The organism is Salinibacterium sp. TMP30 (assembly GCF_038397785.1).
Classification (GTDB): Bacteria; Actinomycetota; Actinomycetes; order Actinomycetales; family Microbacteriaceae; genus Rhodoglobus.
Map to the genome: position 1 here is coordinate 1,955,844 of NZ_CP151642.1, position 20,991 is coordinate 1,976,834.

A 20,991-nucleotide genomic window follows, 5' to 3' on the forward strand; every position below is an offset into this window, starting at 1 on the left:
CCGGCGCCCCAGGTCAAAAAGGGCGCATCGCACCTAGACGGGCTTCATACGTGACTTTTTCAGAACTCAATATCGATCAGGACATGGTCGATGCGCTTGCAACCAAGGGCATCCTCGAACCGTTCCCGATCCAAACTCAAACCATCCCCATGGGTCTTGCTGGGCAAGACATCATCGGGCAAGCAAAGACCGGTACCGGTAAGACACTGGGCTTTGGCCTTCCCGTGCTCCAGTCGCTGGGCAAAGATCCCGAGCCGGGCGTAAAAGCGCTCATCGTGGTTCCCACTCGCGAGCTGTGCGTTCAGGTTGCTGAAGACCTCGTACTTGCCGCATCCAATCGTTCGACCAAGATCGCCGCAATTTATGGCGGCAAAGCCTATGAGGGTCAGGTCGAACAGATCAAGGCTGGCGCTCAAGTCATCGTTGGTACTCCGGGTCGTTTGCTTGACCTTGCAAGTCAGCGCATGCTGTCGCTGAAAGACATCAAGGTCATGGTGTTGGATGAGGCAGACAAGATGCTCGACCTCGGCTTCCTTGCCGATATCGAGAAACTGTTTGCGCAGACTCCCCCCACCCGCCACACCATGCTTTTCTCCGCCACGATGCCAGGGCCGATCGTTGCTCTCGCTCGTCGCTTCATGAACAAGCCCATTCACATCCGTGCCACCGACCCCGACGAGGGTTTGACGCAGAAGAACATTAAGCACGTTGTGTACCGCGCGCACAACCTCGACAAAGACGAGGTCATTGCCCGCATTTTGCAGTCTGAGGGTCGCGGTAAGACTGTTGTCTTTACGCGCACTAAGCGTGCGGCAGCGAAGCTGGTCGAAGAGCTCAACGATCGTGGCTTCAACGCTGCGGCAGTTCACGGTGACCTCAACCAGGAACAGCGTGAGCGTGCCATGGCTGCGTTCAAGGCTGGCAAGAAAGACATTCTTATCGCGACGGATGTTGCGGCTCGCGGTATCGACGTTAGTGACGTGACGCACGTGATCAACCACACCATCCCCGACGATCATGACACCTACCTGCACCGCGCCGGCCGTACCGGTCGTGCAGGCAAGACCGGTGTTGCGGTGACGTTCGTGGATTGGGCAGACATGCTCAAGTGGACGCATATCAACAAGGCACTCGATATGGGCATCCCCGAGCCGACCGAAACGTACTCGTCGAGCCCGCATCTTTACTCTGAGCTCGACATTCCCGAGGGCACCAAGGGTCGCCTTCCCGGTTCGCACGCTCCGGTCGTTCGCGCGGCGACGTCGGGTGGCTCGGGAGCTGGCTCTCGTGCTGGCTCAGGCAGTGGCCGAGGCCGCGACTCGCAGCGTTCAGGCGACGGCTCGTCACGACCCCCGCGCAACCGTTCGCGTTCGACGGGATCCGATTCGGGGTCGAGCGGCGCTAGTAGTTCTGTCGCGAGTGCACGCGCATCCGATGACAACGTGCGCCCCGAAGGCGGCGGAACTCACGATGGTGGTGCTCCCGCACGTCGCAAGCGCACTCGTCGCCGCCGTGGTGGCAGCGAAGGCGCACCCACCGCACATCCGAACGCTTAAGCGAACTCGGCGTGGGGGTGGATTAACGAAACTTTCAGCCTGCTTCAGCTTCGGCTTTCTCACCGTGCGAGACGATATCGCCGTCCTTGAACAGGATTCCCTGAGCAATCTCGCGCCATTTTGGTTTCGCGCGGAGCAAAAATTCCAGTTCCATACTGAAGTGCTTGTACTCCTCCCCCAAGGAGTCGAGCATGATTTCCCGCGCCGTGTCATCTTGTTCAACGGCAATGCGTTGCTCGTACCATCCGATTGCTTCCGCCTCTTCAGACAGGCTCGCGCACATCCGCGCGAAGGTCCGCACTTCTGCGGAAAGCTCTTCCGGCGGCTCATGATATTGATCGGTGGTCATGGTGACTCCTCGTCATTTCGATGATCCAGATACCGCGCATATTACGCCCACCATGCGAGCATTCCCCGCTACGCGATCATGCCTCTGGTCTTATTGGCAGAACAGGCGCACAATGAGAGAAACGTTCCTCAGCGCACGGTAGGCAAGGAGGAGAGCAATGCCGGTGCATCAGAAGAACTATTCGCCAGAGTTCATGCCTGTTCTCTCAGCGGGGCGTCACAGAACCGCCCGCAGAGGTGGATGCTTCATGGAATTCGCCTCCTACCTTGCCGGAGAAAAGTGGAGCGACCACCCCGCGTGTACGCACCGCGCACTGGCCCTTCTCGCGCGTTTGATCAACGATTGCACCTCTGACGGAGAACGGTCAGAGCTGGCAGAACTAATTCCTTCGGTGATCGGCTTGACAAGTGCCGACCCGCGAGTGGAACTCCTCATCGCGCTACGAGCCGCATCAGCAGCGCTGCCGATTGCCAGCGAGGACCGTCAACGAGCTCTCGCAGTCGGCATCATTGCGACCCAGCAGCAGCTCGCTATGTGTGAGCCCGTTGCCGAGGCAAATCTGACACTCAGAGTCGCATCAGCTTTAGCTCAAGCACCGATTGCCGAACGTTGGGCTCGAAATTTCATCGCCGAGAACCATGTCGAACCTCGGGATCGCGCAGTTACGCGCATGACCGATTCCGTCATCCGCACGGCAGTGCTTGGCATCGCCCAGGCGTGCGCGCCCGGCACCGACGCGTGCATGCGAGCACTGCTTCGTAGCGCAATCGAGGATTGCCGGAGGCTCGTTGACAACAAGTTCGCGGAGGCGCAGCCGAGCACGCCAGCCATCGCTACGCCAATCGCTGCCCGCTAAGGAAACCTACTCATCGAGCCTGCACCTCTACACCGACCCCGATATTTCTGAAGTAACCGAGCGTGACTGGGTAATACGCGCACACGTCGCAGCGGTAGCGACGGTGCACTCGGGACACGGTCGCCACCCCTGACCTGTCTACTTTCTTAGCGAGTCAGCGACGCTACGGAGCGCCGTCGCCGACTTGGTAAGGAGGCGCATTTCTCCCTCACTAAACGTGGTTTCCTTGATCGGGGTAGCCCCCGAAGCGCTCACGATGCAGGGCACCGAGAGCGCGACGCCGCTGAGCCCATGGAAGTCGGTGAGCACGGGAGCGACTGGCATTACAGAGTGTTTGTCGCCGAAAATCGCTTCGACGATATGGGCCGTGGACAGGCCGATTGCGTAGTTCGTCGCACCCTTTCCTTCGATCACCTTGTAGGCGGCATCGCGGACGCCGATGGCGATTTCATCGAGCTCCGCTTGCGTCATCGGGGGGTGGCCCTCGCGTTCCCACTCAAGAATTGGCACGCCGCCGATCGTAGCGCGCGACCATAGCGGGAACTCGGAGTCGCCGTGCTCTCCAATGATTGACGCGTGAACGCTGGAGGGCGAAACACCAGCGCGTTCTGCGAGCTTCCACCGCAGTCGCGAAGTGTCGAGCACAGTGCCGGAAGCGAAAATGCGTTCGGGCGGAAGGCCCGATTGCTCTTGCGCGAGCACCGTAAGCACATCGCAGGGGTTTGTCACGAGGACATAGATCGCGTTGGGAGCGACCTCCATGAGCTGAGGCATCATAGAACCAAGAATGCGGGCGTTAACGTCGGCAAGCTCAATGCGGGACTGGCCAGGGTTCTGCTTTGCACCAGCGGTGATCACGACGACGTGCGAGCCCTTGACGACAGAGATGTCACTTCCGCCCATAATTTGACTTGACCCCGTGAATTGCGTGCCGTGGGCTAGGTCGAGCACTTCGGCATCCACTTTTTTCGTAGCGATGTCATACAACGCGATCTGGCGGGCCGACCCCCTGATTAGGGCTGCATAGGCGGCGCTTGCGCCCACGCTGCCGGCTCCAACAATGGTCAGCTTTGAGTTCTCGACTACGCTCATGTTTTTAGTGTGCCACGGCCGCTGATTTTTGTACGTGAACAAGATCCGGCCCGGCCTCTACGGGGACGTCCAATCGATCGACATCTCGTTTTCGCCAACTAGGCCGTCATCGCCTTCGCAAGCTCAGCGACAATCCGTTCCAAGATGGGGCGCGCTGTCGCAACATTCACACGAATATGACCCGCGCCGACAGCGCCATAACCGACACCACCATTGACGCGGATGCCCGCCCTCGTCGCCAACATCTCAGCGAGCTCTGGCTCATCCGAATACGCACGCAAGTCGAGCCACGCCAGATAGGTGCCCTGCATGGGAGCCATCTGCGCCTCGGGGAGTTGCTCTGCGAGCGCTGACCGCAGGTACTCAATGTTTCCCTCGATGTATTCCCGCACCTCGGCAAGCCACGGCTCGCCGCCACTGTAGGCCGCCGTGTTCAGGCGCATGCCCGGAGTGCTTGCCCCATGCGATGCCATCCACCCGATCGTTTCCCAGCGCTTACGGTCGGCGTCATTGCTGAGGATGATCTGCGCGCACTTGAGCCCGGGGAGATTGAACGCCTTCGACGGACTGGTCGCAGTGATCGCAACCCGTGCCCCGGCATCTGAAACACTCGCCAGCGGCACGTGACGGTTGCCAAACAGAGTGAGCGGCGAGTGAATCTCATCACTAAAAACACGAGCACCATGAGCGTCAGCAACGTCGGCGAGCGCCAACAACTCTTGGTGCGTGAATACTTTGCCAGTGGGGTTGCCAGGGTTGGCGAGCACGAGCAGGTTAGCGCCTGCGGCAAAGTGCGTCGCGATGTTGTCGAGGTCGAGAGTGAAGCTGCCATCGTCGCCGCGGAGCATGGGTGATTCGATGACCTCGCGTTCGAAGGACTTCGGAAGCATCAAGAACGGCATATAGGCCGGGGTGGGCACGATCACGGCAGCACCGGGTGTGCTGAACTCAAGGATCGCGAGTTCAAGCCCCTTCAGCACGTCAGCAAGTGGGAAGATATCCGCGGCGTCAACGGCCCAGCCATAATGTTCCTGATGCCAAGTCGCTGTCGCTGCGCTCATCTCCCGGGCGACTGACTCATTGGGGTAGCCGAATTCGAGACGCTCAGCGATTGATGCCCACTCTGAGAGTACCGCTGGCGCCGTGCCAAAATCCATCTCTGCAACGCCCGCGCAGAGCAGTTCCCCTTCGGGCGCGGTCCATTTGTTGCTTCCGCGACTGCGCAGAAGTTCGGGGGTAAGGGCATTCCACTGTTCGGCGTTGCTGGGCATAAGTTCTCCTACTCGGTGGGCTTAGCGTTGGCGATGTACGGCTGTGAGCCGGTTGCCCGCGCAATAATTTTGTCGAGCACTTCTGGTTCGGTGGTGTTCTCTCCCAGACGGTTGGGCTTTCCCATACCGTGATAATCGCTGGCTCCGGTGGCTTCAAGCCCATACTTGGCGCACAGGCCGAGCAAAAATTCGCGGCCCTCTGGCGAGTTGTCGCGATGGTTGACTTCAAGCCCGAAGAGGCCTTCGTCTGCTAACGACTTAATCACGGATCCGGTGAGTTGACGATATTTTCCGTGGGCGGCCGGATGCGCGAGCACAGGCACTCCGCCCGCCGCAATGATCATCTTCACTCCCTCGAGCGGGCTCGGAGCGTAGTACTTCTCGTAGTAGCCACCCTGCCAGTGCAGGATGCTCTCAAACGCCGCACTGCGGTTGGCGACGTGACCTTTGCGAACGAGCGCGTCGGCAATGTGCGGCCGCCCGAGCGTTGTTCCGTCTGACGATTCGGCGAGCACGTCATCCCAGCTCAGGTCGTAGTCCTGGGAGATTCGGTCGACGATGCGTTCCGCACGGCGAAGTCGTCCATCTCGAATGCGGGCAGTTTCGGTGACAATTGTTCGGTCGAGGGGATCGAAAAGGTAGGCGAGCACGTGCACACTCGCCGGACCGTAGTTGGTGCTCAATTCCATACCCGGGATCACGCTGATTCCTGAGGCTGTGGCGGCAACGATTGCCTCTTGCCACCCCGCCGTGGAGTCGTGATCGGTGAGCGCGACAGTTCCGAGCCCAGCGTGCTTGGCAGATCGAATCAACTGGGTGGGGGTCTCGGTGCCGTCGGACACCGCACTGTGAGTGTGCAGGTCGATCGGTATGTTGCGCATTGTGCAAGCCTATTGCTCTAGGGTGAGGTCGCTATGTTTCAACGCATCCTTGCAGCGACCTTTATTGTTGCTATCGCCGCCGCGCTTATTGTCGCGGCCTGGCCACAGCTGTTTTCCCTTGAGCAGACCGCGGGGATCGCCCAGGTGGTATCGCTGCGCGGACTCGCTGCCTCAGTGGCCTTTGTCGCGGTGTTGGGGCTAACACTGATCGCGTTACTTTCGGTGCGTATGCACCGGTTCACGGCATCCCTCGCCGTTGTTGCCCTCGCGTTCTGTGCACTCAACCTGGTGGTCCTCGCGACGCGCGGTTTCGGCAGTCCCGGTTTTGAGACCAAGGCTGAGGGAGATGTCACGGTGCTGTCGTGGAACACGCTGGGTGATGCGCCGGGTGCTGCAACCATCGCCGAGCTTGCGCTCATGAATGATGCGGATGTTGTGGCCCTGCCTGAGACCACCCGCGAGTTGGGCTTCGAAATTGCCCAGTTGATGGCGGATGGCAATCGCCCGATGTGGGTGCACACGCTGGCCTATGACGAGGTATCAAAGTCTCGCTCGACGACGATTCTGATTAGCGTGGATCTGGGCGAATACATCATTGACGAGTCATCCCGCACGACCTCGACATTGCCCAGTCTCGTGGCGGTTCCCCAGAACGGCCAAGGTCCGACGCTTGTCGCCGTGCATGCTGTTGCCCCGATTAGAGGGGAAATGTCCAACTGGCGCAGCGATCTTGAGTGGATCGCGGAACAGTGCCGCTTGAGCAACATCATCCTCGCCGGCGACTTCAACTCGACGCTCGACCACTACGCCGCGCTGGTCGACGGCAGCGATTTCGCGTTAGGAAGCTGCACTGATGCCGCATCGGCCACCGACAATGCGGCGATCGGCACTTGGCCGACGCAATTGCCGTCGCTACTGGGTGCCCCCATCGACCACGTTATGACCTCGAGCGATTGGTCGGTGACAGGAATGCGCGTCATCGAGTCTCACGATGGTCACGGAAGCGACCACCGGCCTATCTTGGCCACCCTCTCGCCAACCCAATAGTGTCTTTTGGTGTTCCAGGGGCGACACTAGAGGTATGGCAGATTCATCAACACCCAGCCCCCGCGCGACCTCCAACCGCTCGACAACCCCCCAGTCTTCGGGTTTCTCCGACTACATCTCTTCCGGATGGGCTGAGCGCGTCGAGGTCGACGTAATTCCGCGCGATCAAGCAGCATTTGCTGCAGACCGTCGCGCACGACTTTCGCAGCTGCACACGGGCAAGCGACTGATTGTTCCCGCCGGGGCTGCGAAAGTGCGCTCCAATGACACCGATTACCCGTTCCGCGCACATTCCACGTTCGCGCACCTCACTGGCTGGGGTTCGGATGCCGTCTCCGGCAGTGTGCTCGTGATGGAACCGACCGATGCCGGGCACACCGCCACTCTCTACTTCCGCCCCGCTGCACGCCGCGACACTAGCGAGTTTTATGCAAACCCGGATGTTGGAGAATTCTGGACCGGCCCACGTCCGTCACTCAGCAACGTAGCCACCGATCTCGGCCTCGCGACTCTGCCGCTGGCCGACTTCGAGGGTGTGCTTGACCTCGTCGACGCCGGTACCCTCATCGTTCGCGATGCTGATCGTAATGTCACCGACCAGGTTGATGGTCGCCGACTACTGACGGCCGATTCCGAAGCTCTTGAACACGACAGTGACGATGACCTCAGCCGTGACTTGAGTGAGCTGCGTCTCGTCAAAGATGCGTACGAAGTTGCCGAGATGCGCAATGCCGTCAACGCAACCCAGCAGGGCTTCAACGACGTCATCGCTGACCTGCCCAACATTGTTGAGCACGCCCGCGGTGAACGGCTTGTCGAGGGCACCTTCAATCGCCGGGCACGAGCCGAGGGCAACACTGTCGGCTACGACACGATCGCTGCTTCAGGACCACACGCGTGCGTGCTGCACTGGACCCGCAACGACGGCCCGGTAAAGCCCGGCGATCTGATCCTGATCGATGCCGGTATTGAGCTCGACAGCTACTACACGGCTGATATCACTCGCACCCTGCCCATCAGCGGAAGTTTCACCGAGATTCAGCGCCGTGTGTACAACGCTGTGTTGGAAGCGGCAGATGCCGCATTTGCGATCGTGCGTCCCGGAATCAAGTTCCGTGACATCCACGCCGAAGCGATGCGCGTAATCGCTGAGAAGACCGCTGAGTGGGGCCTGCTGCCCGTTTCTGCCGAAGAGTCAATGCTTCCGGATAACCAGTTCCACCGTCGCTACATGGTGCACGGAACTAGCCACCACCTCGGCATTGACGTGCACGACTGCGCTGCAGCGCGTCGCGACATGTACCTCGACGGCGTGCTTGAGCCCGGCATGGTCTTCACGATCGAACCCGGCCTCTACTTTCAGCCGGATGACATCACCGTTCCCGAGGAGTACCGCGGCATCGGTGTGCGCATCGAAGACGACATTCTGGTGACAGAAGATGGTGCCGAAAACATGTCGGTCAACATCCCTCGCACCGCGGATGCCGTGGAAGCCTGGATCGCGCGCTCCTAGTTCTGGAGGCGCGCATCAGCGAAAGCTCGGTGCGCGCCTCGCCAGTGCGGGCTATGAGTTCGCGCTATTTGGCATTCTCGTCGGAGTCATTGCTGTCGATCGTGTCTGACGAGCTTGGCACGTGCGGTGCAGCGTGCACACCGTGCATCCCCGGAGCGGCGGTGCCGAGAATGCCGTGCGCCTTAGCTGTGCGGTCGGGCGAAATGATGATCTCGTAGCGGTCGGCGATGAGTTGTGACGTCGCCGCGTAATCGCGACGCTTGCGCATTATGGAGTAGTTGACGACCCCGAAGATCATTCCGATACCTGCACCGGTAAGGATTGCAGCGAAGAAGATGCCCACCTGTTGAGGCGTAACAGGCGCAATGATGGTGGTAATCAGGCCGAAGAATAGCCCGAGCCAGGCTCCGGTGGTTGCTCCAGCGAGTGCTGCACGGCCATAGCTCAATCGGGTCGTAACCACTTCGACGGTGGTGAGGTCGCGGCCGACGATAGCAATGCTCTTGACGTCGAACTCTGCCTTGGCGAGTCGGTTGATAACGTTTTGGGCGTCGACATAGCTGTCATAGGTGCCGAGGACGTCTCCGCGCGGCACGCTCGTCTGGGGTGCGGCGCGGCGGGAAAATCCACTGAAGTTACTCATCGGTTCATTGTCCCATGCGGGGGTAGGGTTTTAGTTGTGAGCACATCAAGAGTATTCGTCGCCCGGTTGGTGGGCTGCTCGGTCTTCGACCCCAATGGCGACCGCGTCGGCAAGGTACGCGATGTACTTGTTGTTGAGCGCACCGATGCGAGTCCCCGCGTTGTGGGAATGATCGCTGAAGTTCCCGGCAAGCGTCACGTCTTTCTCTCTATCGGTCGCGTCACAAGCATCGGTTCAGGTCAGATCATCACGACAGGCCTCCTCAATCTGCGACGCTTTGAGCAACGTGGTGGCGAAATCCGGGTAATGGCGGAGTTGCTGGGTCGCCGAGTTGCCCTGAGCGATGGGTCTGGGGAAGCCCAGATCGAAGATGTTGCGATCGAAGAGGTCGACATTGCCGAGTGGGAAATCAGTCAGCTCTTTTTGCGTCGCCCCAAAACGACGGCCTCGCCATTTGCTAAAGGTCCCACCGATTTTGCGGCGTGGGATGAAATCAAGCACAACACCCACACGGGTGAGGCACAGTCGGCAACCCAACTGGTGGCCAGTTTTTCTGACCTGCTCCCCGCCGACCTCGCTAATGCGATGCTCGAATTGCCCGAGCAGCGGATGATGGAAGTCGCTGAAGAACTCTCTGATGATCGTCTCGCAGACGTGCTCGAAGAGATGCCAGAGAACGAGCAGGTTGACCTGCTCAACAAACTCGACGATGACCGCGCTGCCGATGTGCTCGATCAGATGCAGCCGGATGACGCAGCGGACCTCATCGCGCATCTCACAGTAGAACGCGGTGAGACCCTCCTCGAACTCATGGAGCCCGAAGAGGCCGAAGACGTTCGCTTCCTGCTGAGCTACGACTCCGATACGGCCGGTGGACTGATGACCACCGAACCCATCATTGTTTCTGCTGACGCAACGGTTGCTGAGGGTCTTGCCCTCATCCGGCGTCACGAACTCGCACCAGCACTCGGTGCTGCAATCTGTGTCACTCTGCCGCCGTATGAGCCGCCAACGGGTCGCCTCCTCGGCATGGTGCATTTTCAGCGGATGCTTCGCTACCCACCCAATGAGCGTCTTGGCGCTTTGATCGACCAATCGCTTGAGCCGGTACGCTCATCGACAACGGCGGCAGAAGTTTCGCGCATTCTTGCCAGCTATGACCTGGTGTCAGTTCCCGTGGTTGATGACAACCACCGTCTGCTTGGGGTGGTGACCATTGACGACGTACTTGACCACCTGCTTCCCGATGACTGGCGAAGCACGACAGACGAATCGGCGAGCTTCGACGACACATCTACGAGACCGCTAACCATAGTTCAGCAGAAAGCAATTCGCGCAGGGAGGACACGACGTGGCACCAGCTAAGCGGTCACTTCGATCACAGCGCAACGACGTTCGCCTCGACACCCCCAAAGGCCTTCGCAGCGGTTTCGGAATGTTCCAAAGCCGTGACCGGATGGGGCGGTACTCTGAAGCATTTGCCCGCGGCATGGGCACGCCGTGGTTTCTCGTTGGACTATCCGCGTTCGTTGGGGTGTGGTTGATTTACAACACCAGCGCACCTTTTGATGCCCAGTTTGACCCTAGGGCCACCAACTTCACGCTCCTGACGCTGATTTTGTCGCTTCAAGCCTCGTATGCGGCCCCCATGATCCTGCTCGCCCAGAATCGTCAAGATGACCGTGACCGCGTTCAGATCGAACAGGACCGCCAGCGTGCAGAGCGTAACCTCAACGACACTGAATACCTTGCTCGCGAAGTTGTCGCCCTCCGCCTGGCAATGACCGATTTGGCCAGCAAAGACTTTATCCGTGCCGAGCTTCGCGCCCTGCTCGAAGAGCTGGAGAGAGACGACGAGACCGATGATGAGAGCTCGGCGCCTTCGTGACCGCTGACCGTGACGACGGTGTGCCTGGCACGAATCCGCCCAGCACCAATTCGCCCCGCACTAATTTGCCCGACACCAATCCGCCCGAAACCAATCCGCTTGTGGCTGCGGTTCTGCAGTCGCTCGCCTCCGTCATCGATCCGGAGATTCGTCGCCCCGTAACGGAACTCAACATGATTTCTGGCGTTTCTGTCGATGATGCGGGTGCGGCATCTGTGGGTCTCACACTGACGATCGTCGGATGCCCGGCTGCTGCCACTATCGAACGTGACGTGCGCGAGGCTACCGCTCGTGTCGCTGGCGTTACCGAAGTGACGGTCGATGTCTCGATCATGTCGCGTGCCGAGCGCGATGCTCTGACCCAAAAACTTCGCAAGGGGCGCCCCAAGACGATGCAGTTCGGGCCAGACTCCCTGACCCAGATCGTTGCGGTAACGAGCGGTAAGGGTGGAGTGGGCAAATCGACGCTCACCGCAAACCTTGCTGTGTCGCTCGCGCAGAGTGGCCTGCGGGTGGGCGTGATCGATGCCGACGTTTTCGGGTTCTCGATCCCTGGCTTGCTCGGTTTGCATGGCGCGAAACCCACTCAGGTGGGGGAGATGATTTTGCCGCCGGTTGCTTACGACGTGAAGGTAATCTCAATCGGCATGTTTGTTGAAGAGAACACGGCGGTGTCGTGGCGCGGGCCGATGCTGCATCGCACGATTCAGCAGTTCCTCACCGATGTGTATTTTGGTGACCTCGATGTGTTGCTACTCGACCTTCCGCCCGGCACGGGTGACGTGGCGATCTCGCTCGGGCAGTTGCTGCCCCACTCCGATGTTGTTGTTGTTACGACTCCGCAGTCGGCGGCTGCAGACGTCGCTGAGCGCAGCGGACTCGTTGCCCGCCAGACCGGTCAGCGCGTGATTGGTGTCATCGAAAACATGGCTGGTCTCCCTCAGCCTGATGGCAGTGTGCTTGAACTCTTTGGCTCGGGTGGTGGAGCGGATGCCGCAGCTAAGCTCTCGACACCAGAGGAGCCCGTCTCGGTGTTGGCGTCGATCCCGCTCAGCATTGCCCTGCGCGAAGGTGGCGATGTGGGTGTCCCCGTGGTTATTGCGGCTCCCGAGGATCCGGCGGCCCAGGCCATCCATGCCGTCGCCGCTACCCTCCGGTCGCTCAAACGCAGCGTCGCTGGCCGCAAGTTGGGGCTCAACATCAGCTAATGCGCGTCGGCTAATGAGCGTCGGCTGCCCCGCCGCGAACTCGCCCGTTAACGCAAAAACACCACAGCGTTAGTTGCTGTGGTGTTGCGTGTACCGACGGGCGGTGGCTACGGCATCGAGTTGTAGCGGCGGGTGGGGATGCGGCGGTATCCGTCGATTGCGACGGTGCGCACGGTGGCGATGATGCCCACTGCAGCGAGTGCCCCGATGATGATGAGTTCGATGTTCATGTCTCTATTCCATCGCGTCTCACTTGTTAGAACAAGATGATCTTTCTTATCTAACTATGTAGACTGACTACATGGAGATACGTCGACTCGAACTGCTGCGTGAACTGGCCGATCGCGGCAGCATTACGGCGGTCGCGAAAGCGACGATGCGCACCCCATCAGCAGTTTCACAGCAACTCAAGATCTTGGAACGTGAAGCCGGCATTCCCTTAACTGAGCGAGTCGGGCGCGGAATTGTGTTGACGTCCGCTGGGCGGGCGCTCGCCCACACGGCTGCCGATGTCGCCACCGCTATCGAGAAGGCCGAAGCGCTCTGGAACGAATTTCGCGAGTCGCCCAGGGGTGAAGTCACGATGACAATTTTTCCCACGGGCGGCGAGATGCTCTTGCCCGGGCTTCTGCATTCCGTCAATCGCTTGGCTGGGCTGACGCTGTACTGCCACGACCAAGACTCTGTGCTCGAGGACGTCGCCAACCTCACTGCCGACTATGACGTCGTGGTCTCCGACTCCCCCCACGTTCTTCCCTCCTGGACTGAACGAGGGCTCGCAGTTGTTCCCCTCATGCGGGAGTCGCTGGATGTCGCACTCCCCGAAGATCATCCGCTCGGCCGTAAAACGGCGCTCACCCCTGCAGACCTCATTAATGAGACCTGGATCGGGGTTCCCTCTGGCCTTCCGTTCGACCGCATTCTTCGACGTATCGAGGCAGCCAATGGCGCACCAGCAAAGATTGCCCAGCGACTTACCGACAACAGCATCGTCGAAGCCGTTGTCGCCGCCGGTCACGGCATCGCGATTCTGCCGCGCTTCACCACTCGCGACCGGGAGAACGGGCTCATCACCCGGCCGCTCAAGGGCGTACCTTCGTCACGACTCATCTCTGCGCTCTTGCGTCCCGACCGTGCCGAACGCCCGTCAGTGCGCGCCGTTGTGAAAGCACTCGTTGATGAAGCCAAGCGTTTCGAACTCGAGCACACCGTGTAGCTAACGGGAGTACAGCCACGCGTAAGCTCAAGCATGTTCCGCCTGTGCGCCTATCTGGGAGTCTCCACAAGCCTCGCGATGAGTTCCGTGAGCAGTCGTTCGGTGAGCGTCGACGGAAGCGCACCAATCAGCGCAAGCAGTGGCGCCATCCGATCCGGAAGTCCGTCGCTGGCTTCCGCAAGGCCCATCATCGCTAAGAGTCCCCCAGCCTGTTCCGATGTGAGCGGTGGAGCATCGGGAGCCAACAGAGCCGCACCAACCTCGGCGGGAAGAGCAGCGAGCGCGACCTCGGCAGACACCGCAGGGAGTCCGCGCACTTCGTCTGCAGCCGAGCGCAGCGCCGTGCTCAACTCGCCGAGAACGCTCTGGGTGACCGGTGTGATCGTGAGGTGAGTAGTCGCAGGGAGCACTGTTCCATCGCTCTGGGCCAGACTGGGCTGCAGCTGCAGCAGGAAGCCATGCAGGCGCGCCTGATCGGCCCAGTGGTGTGCGTCGACGCGACGATCAGCTGGCACGGTCTCATCAGCAGCCACAGCAACAAGCGGACCAACCGGGTTGCCCACAATGCGCAGGCCATCAATGCCCTCGATAACGTCGCGCACAGCACGGGTTGATCGGGCACACGACTGCGCGAGTTCGGCAAGCCCACTGGTTCCCAGCGCCTGGATGATCGCCCACGCGGCCGCGAGAGGCCCGGCAGATTTCGAGCCAAGGATCGTCGGATTCACCACCGGGTAACCTGGCCAGCGTGTGGTGGCAAAATATTGGGCGCGCTGGCGGTCACGCCCACGCTGCAACAGCACCGAGACGCCCTTCGGGGCATAGCCGAACTTGTGCAGATCAGCACTGATGCTTGTCACTCCGGTCACCGCAAAGTTCCACGGCTCGACACCCTCCCAAAACGGCAACACCCAGCCACCGATACACGCATCAACGTGGCAGGCGATGCCACGCTGGGCAGCTGCAGCAGCAACCTCAACCACCGGATCCATCGCGGCGTGGGCATAGCTCGGAGCGGAGACCACTACGAGCGCGACATCGTCATCGAACCGGTCGATCAGATCCTGCGCCGCGGTCACCCCATCGGGGCCAACGGGAACCAAATCAATCTCAAGCCCAAAGTAGTGAGCGGCCTTCTGGAACGCCGCGTGTACTGTCACGGGGGCAAGCAGCCGAGGCGTGCCCGTGCGTGCCGAGGAGCCAACACCTCGCCATACGTCGCGCGCCGTCTTGACCGCCAGCAGACAGCTTTCGGTGCCGCCCGTGGTCACCGTGCCCACGACATCCGTATCGCCACCGAGTAGCTCGCGCGCAAACTCAATCACTTCGCGTTCCATTACCGCTACCGAGGTGAATGTCGTCGGATCGAGCCCATTCACGGGTTGCACGGCACGAATGGCGCTGGCTGCGAGCTCGTCAAGCTCGGCCAGCCCCGAGTCGTACACATACGAAAGCACACGGCCACCGTGGGTGGGTGCATCCGCAAGCCGCAGTTGCGTGAGGCGGTCCAAGATGTCGGCGGGGGCGTGGTCGAAATTCACTACTTCTCCTGATCGTTGGTTGCGGGGTCGAGATGCGCGCGGTCGAGATGCGCAGCGTCGCCGTCGGCAGGCTCCGTCTCGGCAGCTTCCGTGTCGGCGTGCTCGATGTCATGTCGCCGCAGCGGATAGCGGGCAAAGGTCAGCAGCGAGAGGCCGATAATCACGGCGGGCACGATGCTGAAACTGATGATGATGCCGGCGATTGCCGAATCGGGTTGGATGACGATCTGGTTTGCGACCGATTCGACGTAACCGGATGTCGCAAGCACGATCGTCAGCACTGTTGCGCCGAGTGCCATTCCTGTGGTTTCACCCGCAGTCCAGACTCCCCCGAAGCTTCCGGCCGAGGCAATCTTGTGGCGGCGCGAGTCGTGGGAAATGACGTCGGGCAACATCGACATCGGCAGGGCCTGCATTCCGGCATAGCCAGCACCCGCGAGTGCTACCGGCAGGTAGATCCATTCGCCAGGCCACCACAGTTGTAGGACGATCAGTAGGGCCGCAACGCCGTACAGCGCAGAAGCCCACACAAAGGCACGTTCCTTGCCGATGTGGCGTGAAATCGCGGCCCATACGGGGGCGAAGAGCAACGCCGGCCCAATCAGGGAGACGAAGAGGATGGCAACCCCGGCACCGAGCACCCAAGTTGCAACGTACTGCGCTCCCGCAAGCATCACGCCAGTGGCGAGCCCCTGGAGCAAGAAGGTGAGCAGTAGTGCCCTGAAGGGCTGGCTGCGGGTGAGAGCCGCTAGGCCAGCGCGGTAGGTGTCGACGATTGACACTGTTGGAGCAGCAGCCATTGTGCCAGTAGGGGCAACAAACGAGGAAATGATAAGCGAAACGCCAATGAGCGCCGCTGCAGAAACGGCCATCACGAGATAGCCGAGCCGTTCATCCGCAAATGCGTCACGAATCTCTGGGGCACCAGCACCAAACAGCAAGATCGCTATCGTCAGCACAACCACGCGGGTCGCCAGCAACTTGGTGCGTTGGTCATAGCCGCTCGTCAACTCGGCGGGAAGGGCAATATAGGGCACCTGAAACAGGCTAAAGGCGGTAGCCGCAGCGACGAACGCCACAAACACCCAGATGCCCGACGCCACTGGTCCGATACCGGCAGGAACCGCAAAAGTGAGCACGAAAAGTATCGGAAGCAGAATCGCGCCCAACAGCATCACCGGTCGACGGGTGCCGCGGTGGGCAAGGCTGTGATCACTTCTGGCACCGATCACGGGATCAATGAGCACATCCCACACTTTGGCGATTGTCACCAGAATTCCTGCGGCGAGCGCGGCAATACCGAGGGTGTCGGTCAGGTAGTAGACCAACACAAGGCCGGGAAGCGCGGCAAACCCTCCGGTGCCCAGAGAGCCGATGGCATAGGTAGCAATTGTGGTTCGGGTGAGGGTTCGCGGCGCTGCGGTCGTCATCTTCGTGAGCCTATCGCTACCCACAGCCGAAATTGTGGTGCCCGGTCGTAGTGTTGACCCATGTCGCCCCACACCATTGCCGCACTCGTTGGAGCCCGACGTCGCGATGCCCTCGTCGCCCAACTGAGCTACACATCCTCCGATACTGCTACCGTGATTGCCCCGTTCACCGGGCAACCCCTGCATGAGCTGCCACTGAGCTCGATCCGCGATGTTCAGGATGCCGCAGCATCCGCCCGTCACGCCCAGCAAGCCTGGAAAACCGCCGGCTTCGCGCACCGCCGCCGCGTGCTCTTGCGCGCCCACGACCTGCTGTTGGAGCGCCGCGAAGAACTACTCGACCTGCTACAGACCGAATCAGGCAAGACCAGAGGTCAAGCGTTTGAAGAGATCTTTCAAGCGGCGAGCGTCACGCGCTATTACGCCCTCTCCGCGCAGCGCGTGCTGGCCACGAGACGACGTCGGGCCGGAATCCCCCTGCTCATGACTACCCGTGTCAGCTACTCGCCCAAGCAGCTTATTGGGGTAATCACGCCGTGGAACTACCCGATCGCCCTGGGCACGATGGATATTGTTCCCGCGCTCGCTGCCGGAAGCGCAGTGATCCAGAAGATTGACAATCAAGGCGCCCTGTCGATGCTCGCAACCCGTGAGGCTTACCTCGACGCCGGAGTCCCCGCCGAAGTCTGGCCCATCGTTGCCGGCCCCGGAAACAAAGTTGGCAATGCCGTGGTCGACAGTTGCGACTACGTCTGCTTCACAGGCTCAACTCCCACCGGCACGCGCGTTGGAGAACGTGCCGCCGGCCGGCTCATCGGTGCTTCGCTTGAACTTGGAGGCAAGAACCCACTCATCGTGCTCGGCGATGCTGACCCGGACACCGCAGCAGCGGATGCCATCTACGCCTGTTTCTCCTCGATGGGCCAATTGTGTGTCTCCATCGAACGCATCTATGTGCACACGTCAATCGCCGATGCGTTCACCCGCGAATTCGTGAAGCGTGTCGAGTCGCTCACACAGACAGCCGCCCTCGACAACACCGGGGATGTCGGATCGCTCACCTCGGCAGCCCAACTCGAACGCGTTCAGGGACACGTCACCGACGCGGTCACCAAGGGCGCCACTGTGCTCGCTGGCGGCACAACCCGGCCAGACATCGGCCCCTACTTCTTTGCACCCACCGTGCTCACCAATGTCACCGAAGACATGCAGTGCTACGCCAACGAAACGTTCGGCCCCGTCGTTGCCATTGCGACAGTCGCGAGCGACACCGAAGCGATCGCCCGAGCTAACGACACCGAATTTGGTTTGAACGCATCCATCTTCAGCGGATCTGTTGCCCACGCTCGACGCTTGGCCGATCGCTTGGACGCCGGCAGCGTAAACATCAACGAGGGCTACCGTGGCAGCTTCTCAAGTGTCGATGCGCCGATGGGTGGCATGAAGCACTCGGGACTTGGCCGTCGCAACGGCCCGGAGGGCATCTTGCGATTCGCGCAGTCGCGCACGGTTTCGCAGTCGAACGGCATCCTGCAACTGCCTCGCACCGGTGCCGAGTTTGCTGCGATGGCCGGGCTCATGGTCACGCTACTCAGCGTGCTGAAGGTTATGCGTCGCCGCTAGGTTGCTTCGTTGCCACTTCAGAACTTTTCACGGCGGCTGGGGCACGTCGTTGACCACAGCTACTGAGGAGCCCTCCTGGTGGGAGAGCCCCTCAGCGATCGCTTGAATGCTGCCGTACCGGCAGTGAGGGCGTAAAGGAGATAGGAACTAGCCGCGTGGCACTGTGCCGCGGCGGCGGTTGCTGAGCATCACAGCGATTCCACCCGCTGCCACCAGTGCGGCGCCGAGCCCAATGGACGCGAGAGAGTCGGTGCCGGTCGCCGCCAACTGCGGGCCAGCCGGTGCGGCTGCCCCACCCGCTCCTGCTGCCGGAAGTGTTCCCGCATCCGCCCCGTTCAACGTCGGAATGGCGAACCCCACAGTCACGCCACCGACCATTTTCCAAGTGTAACGACCGAGAACCGCGCTGTTGAGTCGGTTGTTTACGAGGGCCGTAGTTCCCGCACTGTCGATAAGCGTGTTGATGGGTGCAGCGGCGAAGAGCTCGTAGGCATCAGCGGTCGCGGTGACGGTGTCATAGTTCGCCCATCCGACGCCCCAACGGCAGTTATCGATTGAACCGGGGTCGGAAGGATCCGCATCGCAACTAGACGTAGGATCCGCGGCGGAGTATCCGTCATCGTTTTCCGTCGCGGTGCCGATGTTGATCTGGATGGTGAAGTCATAGCCGACTACCGCAGCGTTCGCCGTCGGCTCCTGGATCAGTACGATCTGGAAAGTGTTCGACAGCAGCGGGCTGTTGTACGTATCGTTCGTGGGAACGCGGTACCACGTGATTACAACGGCTGGTTTGCCATCGATCGTTGTCGTGCCCTCATATATCTGCTTTACGGCTCCGAAGCCATCGTCTGCAAGGCCATCGGCATTCGTATCGTCGCGGACGTCATCATAGTTGCCGATCGATACGGTTGCACCGGTGACTGCGCGAACCGGCTCGTCGGGGAGCGCAGTGGCAAACGTGAAAGAAGTCGGGGTCGGAACAGAAACCACGACGCCGCTTTCCTGTTCGGCGAACGAAGGGTCATCAAAGGCGAACCACGAGTTGTAGGTGTCTCCAGCGATGAAGGGATGTGGAGTTGACGTGGTGATCGTCGCGACGCCACCCGTGATCTCGACAGAGGCGACCCCCACACCGGGAACCCACAGATCCTCAGACGGATCGAGGTCGTTTGCGAGCACCGCAATTACCGGGGTTCCAGAACTGAGCGCGAGGCTCTCTACGTCGACGTCGTAGTCGTCCGAACAGCCGTCGGCGGGGGTGAGCACCGGATAAACCGAGCCATTAGTGGAGATGCAGAGGCCTTCATAGCGCGTGCCGAAGAAGTTGATTGCGAATGGCGCGGCGACAGTTGTGCTGTCGTCGTCTTGACCGATCAAGTCGCTAAGCACTGTTCCGACCGGAGCACTCGCGCCATAGACCATGGCGTCGCTGACATCGCCATAGCCGGGACCCGCCGCAGAGACTGCTGTGGCGCCAAGGCCGAAAGTAAGGGCCGCAGCGAGGGCTGCGACGGCCGCTGCTGAGCGCACACGAGATGATTTCATGAAAAACCGATCTTCATAAGGAGAGGTCATCTTCGAATAAGAGACCGATAAAATTTGACGATAGCAGAGCTAGGACGTCGAAACTGAGGTGGTGCGCAATTGGTACCCCTATTGGGGGCAACGGTGCACATGCAGTGATCGATCCGCGTTCTCCCTAGGGGCGAGAAGACCCGCAGGCGGGAGACGCCAGAGGGCTCTCCTAGCTCTGCCAGGCGCTAAAGTTCGGCCCTGGAACGCTAGGTTGCTTCGTTGTCGAATGGGGCTTTCTCGCCAGATTCGAGAGCGCTCTGCCGCTCGGCCAGGGCAGCCTGACGTTCCGCGTACGCTGCTGAGCGTGGCGGGCGCACCTTTACCGCAGGCGTGTCGTCGTCGTCAATCAGTGCGTCGCGGATGATGCGGCGCGGATCATATTGGCGAGGGTCGAGCTGCTTCCAGTCGATTTCGTCAAAATCGGGGCCCATCTCTTCACGCATGCGATCTTTCGCACCGTTCGCCATATCCCGCAGCGACCGAACTAGTCGAGCGAGCTGGGAAGCGTAATACGGTAACCGTTCTGGTCCAAGCAAAAAGACAGCGATAAGCCCAATGATGAGGAGCTTGTCGAAACTGAGACCGAAGGACACCCGTTTAGCTTACCGGCGGCATCGCCTGCTGCGTCTACAGTTGAGGCAGCGATAGGAGCAATGTGTCAGACAAGCAGCTGAGCTGGAAGTACGCCGAGGAGTTCGTTGTCGAACGCCCAGAGATTGCTGCAGCGCGCGTGCATTCACTTGAGCTCGGCATCGAAGCCATCTCTCCTGCGGTCGGCGCGCAACTGGCTCTCTTGGCTGCTGCGACCGGCGCTAAAAGCATCATCGAAGTCGGTACCGGCGTTGGCATCAGTGGACTCTGGATGCTCGCAGGAAGTCCAACGGCGCTGCTCACCACTATCGACTCTGAGCTCGACCACCAACAGGTCGCCCGCACTGTATTCGCTGAAGCGAATATTCCTGCGAACCGGGTTCGCCAGATCGGCGGAAAAGCTGCCGAAGTTTTGCCCCGCATGAACGAATCAAGCTACGATCTGGTCTTCATCGATGCCGACCCCCAATCAGTGATCGAATACGTCGAACACGGCCTTCGACTGGTTCGGCCCGGTGGCGTTGTCGCTGTTGCACACGCACTCTGGCGTGACCGGGTTGCTGACCCCGCCCAACGCGATGCAACGGTTTCGAACTTCCGATCGCTGCTCACCGAGATTTCTCAATCCGAGGCAGTGATCAGTTCACTGATTCCCGTCGGCGATGGGCTTCTTCAGCTCACCAAACTCAGCGACTAGCTCCCTCCCAGAAT

20 protein-coding genes are annotated in these 20,991 nt (G+C 60.5%); 10 read left to right on the top strand and 10 right to left on the bottom strand.

Going from position 1 to position 20,991, the window contains the following annotated elements; all coding sequences use genetic code 11:
* Positions 1-50: 50 nt before the first annotated feature.
* Positions 51-1,556: a DEAD/DEAH box helicase gene (locus tag AADH44_RS09470; RefSeq protein ID WP_341952557.1), complete on the top strand. Its 1,506-nt coding sequence runs from the start codon at positions 51-53 to the stop codon at positions 1,554-1,556.
* Positions 1,557-1,590: 34 nt separating this feature from the next.
* Here AADH44_RS09470 and AADH44_RS09475 read toward each other — a convergent pair whose 3' ends face one another.
* Positions 1,591-1,905 carry a hypothetical protein gene (locus AADH44_RS09475; RefSeq protein WP_341952558.1) on the bottom strand — a complete coding sequence of 105 codons (315 nt, stop codon included), beginning with the start codon at positions 1,903-1,905 and terminating at the stop codon, positions 1,591-1,593.
* A gap of 247 nt (positions 1,906-2,152) precedes the next feature.
* On the opposite strand from AADH44_RS09475, the gene AADH44_RS09480 reads away from it, so the two are divergent.
* Positions 2,153-2,761 (top strand): hypothetical protein, encoded by a 609-nt coding sequence (locus AADH44_RS09480; protein WP_341952559.1) that lies wholly within the window; start codon positions 2,153-2,155, stop codon positions 2,759-2,761.
* A gap of 138 nt (positions 2,762-2,899) precedes the next feature.
* Here AADH44_RS09480 and AADH44_RS09485 read toward each other — a convergent pair whose 3' ends face one another.
* The 3 genes from AADH44_RS09485 to AADH44_RS09495 form a co-directional block, all read right to left on the bottom strand.
* Positions 2,900-3,853, bottom strand: a complete 954-nt coding sequence (locus tag AADH44_RS09485) for an L-lactate dehydrogenase (RefSeq protein ID WP_341952560.1) — start codon at positions 3,851-3,853, stop codon at positions 2,900-2,902.
* 98 nt (positions 3,854-3,951) lie between these two features.
* Positions 3,952-5,124, bottom strand: coding sequence for an aminotransferase class I/II-fold pyridoxal phosphate-dependent enzyme (locus tag AADH44_RS09490; protein ID WP_341952561.1), 1,173 nt, complete (start codon positions 5,122-5,124; stop codon positions 3,952-3,954).
* Positions 5,125-5,132: 8 nt separating this feature from the next.
* Positions 5,133-6,005, bottom strand: coding sequence for a PHP domain-containing protein (locus AADH44_RS09495; RefSeq protein ID WP_341952562.1), 873 nt, complete (start codon positions 6,003-6,005; stop codon positions 5,133-5,135).
* 33 nt (positions 6,006-6,038) lie between these two features.
* Between AADH44_RS09495 and AADH44_RS09500 the strand changes: the two genes are divergently transcribed.
* Both AADH44_RS09500 and AADH44_RS09505 read left to right on the top strand, forming a co-directional pair.
* Positions 6,039-7,052 carry an endonuclease/exonuclease/phosphatase family protein gene (locus AADH44_RS09500; protein ID WP_341952563.1) on the top strand — a complete coding sequence of 338 codons (1,014 nt, stop codon included), beginning with the start codon at positions 6,039-6,041 and terminating at the stop codon, positions 7,050-7,052.
* Positions 7,053-7,086: 34 nt separating this feature from the next.
* Positions 7,087-8,565 carry an aminopeptidase P family protein gene (locus AADH44_RS09505; protein ID WP_341952564.1) on the top strand — a complete coding sequence of 493 codons (1,479 nt, stop codon included), beginning with the start codon at positions 7,087-7,089 and terminating at the stop codon, positions 8,563-8,565.
* A 64-nt stretch (positions 8,566-8,629) separates the two neighbouring features.
* Here AADH44_RS09505 and AADH44_RS09510 read toward each other — a convergent pair whose 3' ends face one another.
* Complete coding sequence (locus tag AADH44_RS09510; protein ID WP_341952565.1) at positions 8,630-9,208, bottom strand: general stress protein; 579 nt, start codon at positions 9,206-9,208, stop codon at positions 8,630-8,632.
* 36 nt (positions 9,209-9,244) lie between these two features.
* Here AADH44_RS09510 and AADH44_RS09515 point away from each other — a divergent pair, with 36 nt between their 5' ends.
* The 3 genes from AADH44_RS09515 to AADH44_RS09525 all read left to right on the top strand — a co-directional run bounded on the left by AADH44_RS09515 (position 9,245) and on the right by AADH44_RS09525 (position 12,304).
* Positions 9,245-10,573 (top strand): CBS domain-containing protein, encoded by a 1,329-nt coding sequence (locus AADH44_RS09515; protein ID WP_341952566.1) that lies wholly within the window; start codon positions 9,245-9,247, stop codon positions 10,571-10,573.
* Complete coding sequence (locus tag AADH44_RS09520) at positions 10,560-11,096, top strand: DUF1003 domain-containing protein (RefSeq protein WP_341952567.1); 537 nt, start codon at positions 10,560-10,562, stop codon at positions 11,094-11,096. The genes AADH44_RS09515 and AADH44_RS09520 overlap by 14 nt, the downstream gene beginning before the upstream one ends.
* Positions 11,097-11,197: 101 nt before the next feature.
* Positions 11,198-12,304 (top strand): P-loop NTPase, encoded by a 1,107-nt coding sequence (locus tag AADH44_RS09525; protein WP_341954979.1) that lies wholly within the window; start codon positions 11,198-11,200, stop codon positions 12,302-12,304.
* 107 nt (positions 12,305-12,411) lie between these two features.
* Here AADH44_RS09525 and AADH44_RS09530 read toward each other — a convergent pair whose 3' ends face one another.
* Positions 12,412-12,534 carry a hypothetical protein gene (locus AADH44_RS09530; protein WP_341952568.1) on the bottom strand — a complete coding sequence of 41 codons (123 nt, stop codon included), beginning with the start codon at positions 12,532-12,534 and terminating at the stop codon, positions 12,412-12,414.
* Positions 12,535-12,605: 71 nt separating this feature from the next.
* On the opposite strand from AADH44_RS09530, the gene AADH44_RS09535 reads away from it, so the two are divergent.
* Positions 12,606-13,520 carry a LysR family transcriptional regulator gene (locus AADH44_RS09535; protein ID WP_341952569.1) on the top strand — a complete coding sequence of 305 codons (915 nt, stop codon included), beginning with the start codon at positions 12,606-12,608 and terminating at the stop codon, positions 13,518-13,520.
* Between the two features lie 50 nt (positions 13,521-13,570).
* Here AADH44_RS09535 and AADH44_RS09540 read toward each other — a convergent pair whose 3' ends face one another.
* Both AADH44_RS09540 and AADH44_RS09545 read right to left on the bottom strand, forming a co-directional pair.
* Positions 13,571-15,061, bottom strand: a complete 1,491-nt coding sequence (locus AADH44_RS09540; protein WP_341952570.1) for an aminotransferase class V-fold PLP-dependent enzyme — start codon at positions 15,059-15,061, stop codon at positions 13,571-13,573.
* The gene (locus tag AADH44_RS09545) at positions 15,061-16,491 is read right to left on the bottom strand and encodes an MFS transporter (protein ID WP_341952571.1); all 1,431 of its coding nucleotides are present in this window, start codon (positions 16,489-16,491) and stop codon (positions 15,061-15,063) included. Before AADH44_RS09545 ends, AADH44_RS09540 begins: the two co-directional genes overlap by 1 nt.
* 60 nt (positions 16,492-16,551) lie before the next feature.
* Here AADH44_RS09545 and AADH44_RS09550 point away from each other — a divergent pair, with 60 nt between their 5' ends.
* On the top strand, positions 16,552-18,114 hold the full coding sequence (locus AADH44_RS09550; protein ID WP_341952572.1) for a succinic semialdehyde dehydrogenase: 1,563 nt from the start codon (positions 16,552-16,554) through the stop codon (positions 18,112-18,114).
* Between the two features lie 147 nt (positions 18,115-18,261).
* Here AADH44_RS09550 and AADH44_RS09555 read toward each other — a convergent pair whose 3' ends face one another.
* On the bottom strand, positions 18,262-19,659 hold the full coding sequence (locus AADH44_RS09555; RefSeq protein WP_341952573.1) for a nidogen-like domain-containing protein: 1,398 nt from the start codon (positions 19,657-19,659) through the stop codon (positions 18,262-18,264).
* Between the two features lie 236 nt (positions 19,660-19,895).
* Positions 19,896-20,282, bottom strand: a complete 387-nt coding sequence (locus AADH44_RS09560; RefSeq protein ID WP_341952574.1) for a sec-independent translocase — start codon at positions 20,280-20,282, stop codon at positions 19,896-19,898.
* A gap of 62 nt (positions 20,283-20,344) precedes the next feature.
* Here AADH44_RS09560 and AADH44_RS09565 point away from each other — a divergent pair, with 62 nt between their 5' ends.
* Positions 20,345-20,977 carry a class I SAM-dependent methyltransferase gene (locus tag AADH44_RS09565; protein ID WP_341952575.1) on the top strand — a complete coding sequence of 211 codons (633 nt, stop codon included), beginning with the start codon at positions 20,345-20,347 and terminating at the stop codon, positions 20,975-20,977.
* Positions 20,978-20,991 lie beyond the last annotated feature (14 nt).

Excerpts from the sequence above, each read along its gene's own strand:
- AADH44_RS09475 (WP_341952558.1), bottom strand. The coding sequence starts at position 1,905 with ATGACCACCGATCAATATCATGAGCCGCCGGAAGAGCTTTCCGCAGAA.
- AADH44_RS09480 (WP_341952559.1), top strand. The coding sequence starts at position 2,153 with ATGGAATTCGCCTCCTACCTTGCCGGAGAAAAGTGGAGCGACCACCCC.
- AADH44_RS09485 (WP_341952560.1), bottom strand. The coding sequence starts at position 3,853 with ATGAGCGTAGTCGAGAACTCAAAGCTGACCATTGTTGGAGCCGGCAGC.
- AADH44_RS09490 (WP_341952561.1), bottom strand. The coding sequence starts at position 5,124 with ATGCCCAGCAACGCCGAACAGTGGAATGCCCTTACCCCCGAACTTCTG.
- AADH44_RS09495 (WP_341952562.1), bottom strand. The coding sequence starts at position 6,005 with ATGCGCAACATACCGATCGACCTGCACACTCACAGTGCGGTGTCCGAC.
- AADH44_RS09500 (WP_341952563.1), top strand. The coding sequence starts at position 6,039 with ATGTTTCAACGCATCCTTGCAGCGACCTTTATTGTTGCTATCGCCGCC.
- AADH44_RS09505 (WP_341952564.1), top strand. The coding sequence starts at position 7,087 with ATGGCAGATTCATCAACACCCAGCCCCCGCGCGACCTCCAACCGCTCG.
- AADH44_RS09510 (WP_341952565.1), bottom strand. The coding sequence starts at position 9,208 with ATGAGTAACTTCAGTGGATTTTCCCGCCGCGCCGCACCCCAGACGAGC.
- AADH44_RS09530 (WP_341952568.1), bottom strand. The coding sequence starts at position 12,534 with ATGAACATCGAACTCATCATCATCGGGGCACTCGCTGCAGTGGGCATC.
- AADH44_RS09535 (WP_341952569.1), top strand. The coding sequence starts at position 12,606 with ATGGAGATACGTCGACTCGAACTGCTGCGTGAACTGGCCGATCGCGGC.
- AADH44_RS09545 (WP_341952571.1), bottom strand. The coding sequence starts at position 16,491 with ATGACGACCGCAGCGCCGCGAACCCTCACCCGAACCACAATTGCTACC.
- AADH44_RS09550 (WP_341952572.1), top strand. The coding sequence starts at position 16,552 with ATGTCGCCCCACACCATTGCCGCACTCGTTGGAGCCCGACGTCGCGAT.
- AADH44_RS09555 (WP_341952573.1), bottom strand. The coding sequence starts at position 19,659 with ATGAAATCATCTCGTGTGCGCTCAGCAGCGGCCGTCGCAGCCCTCGCT.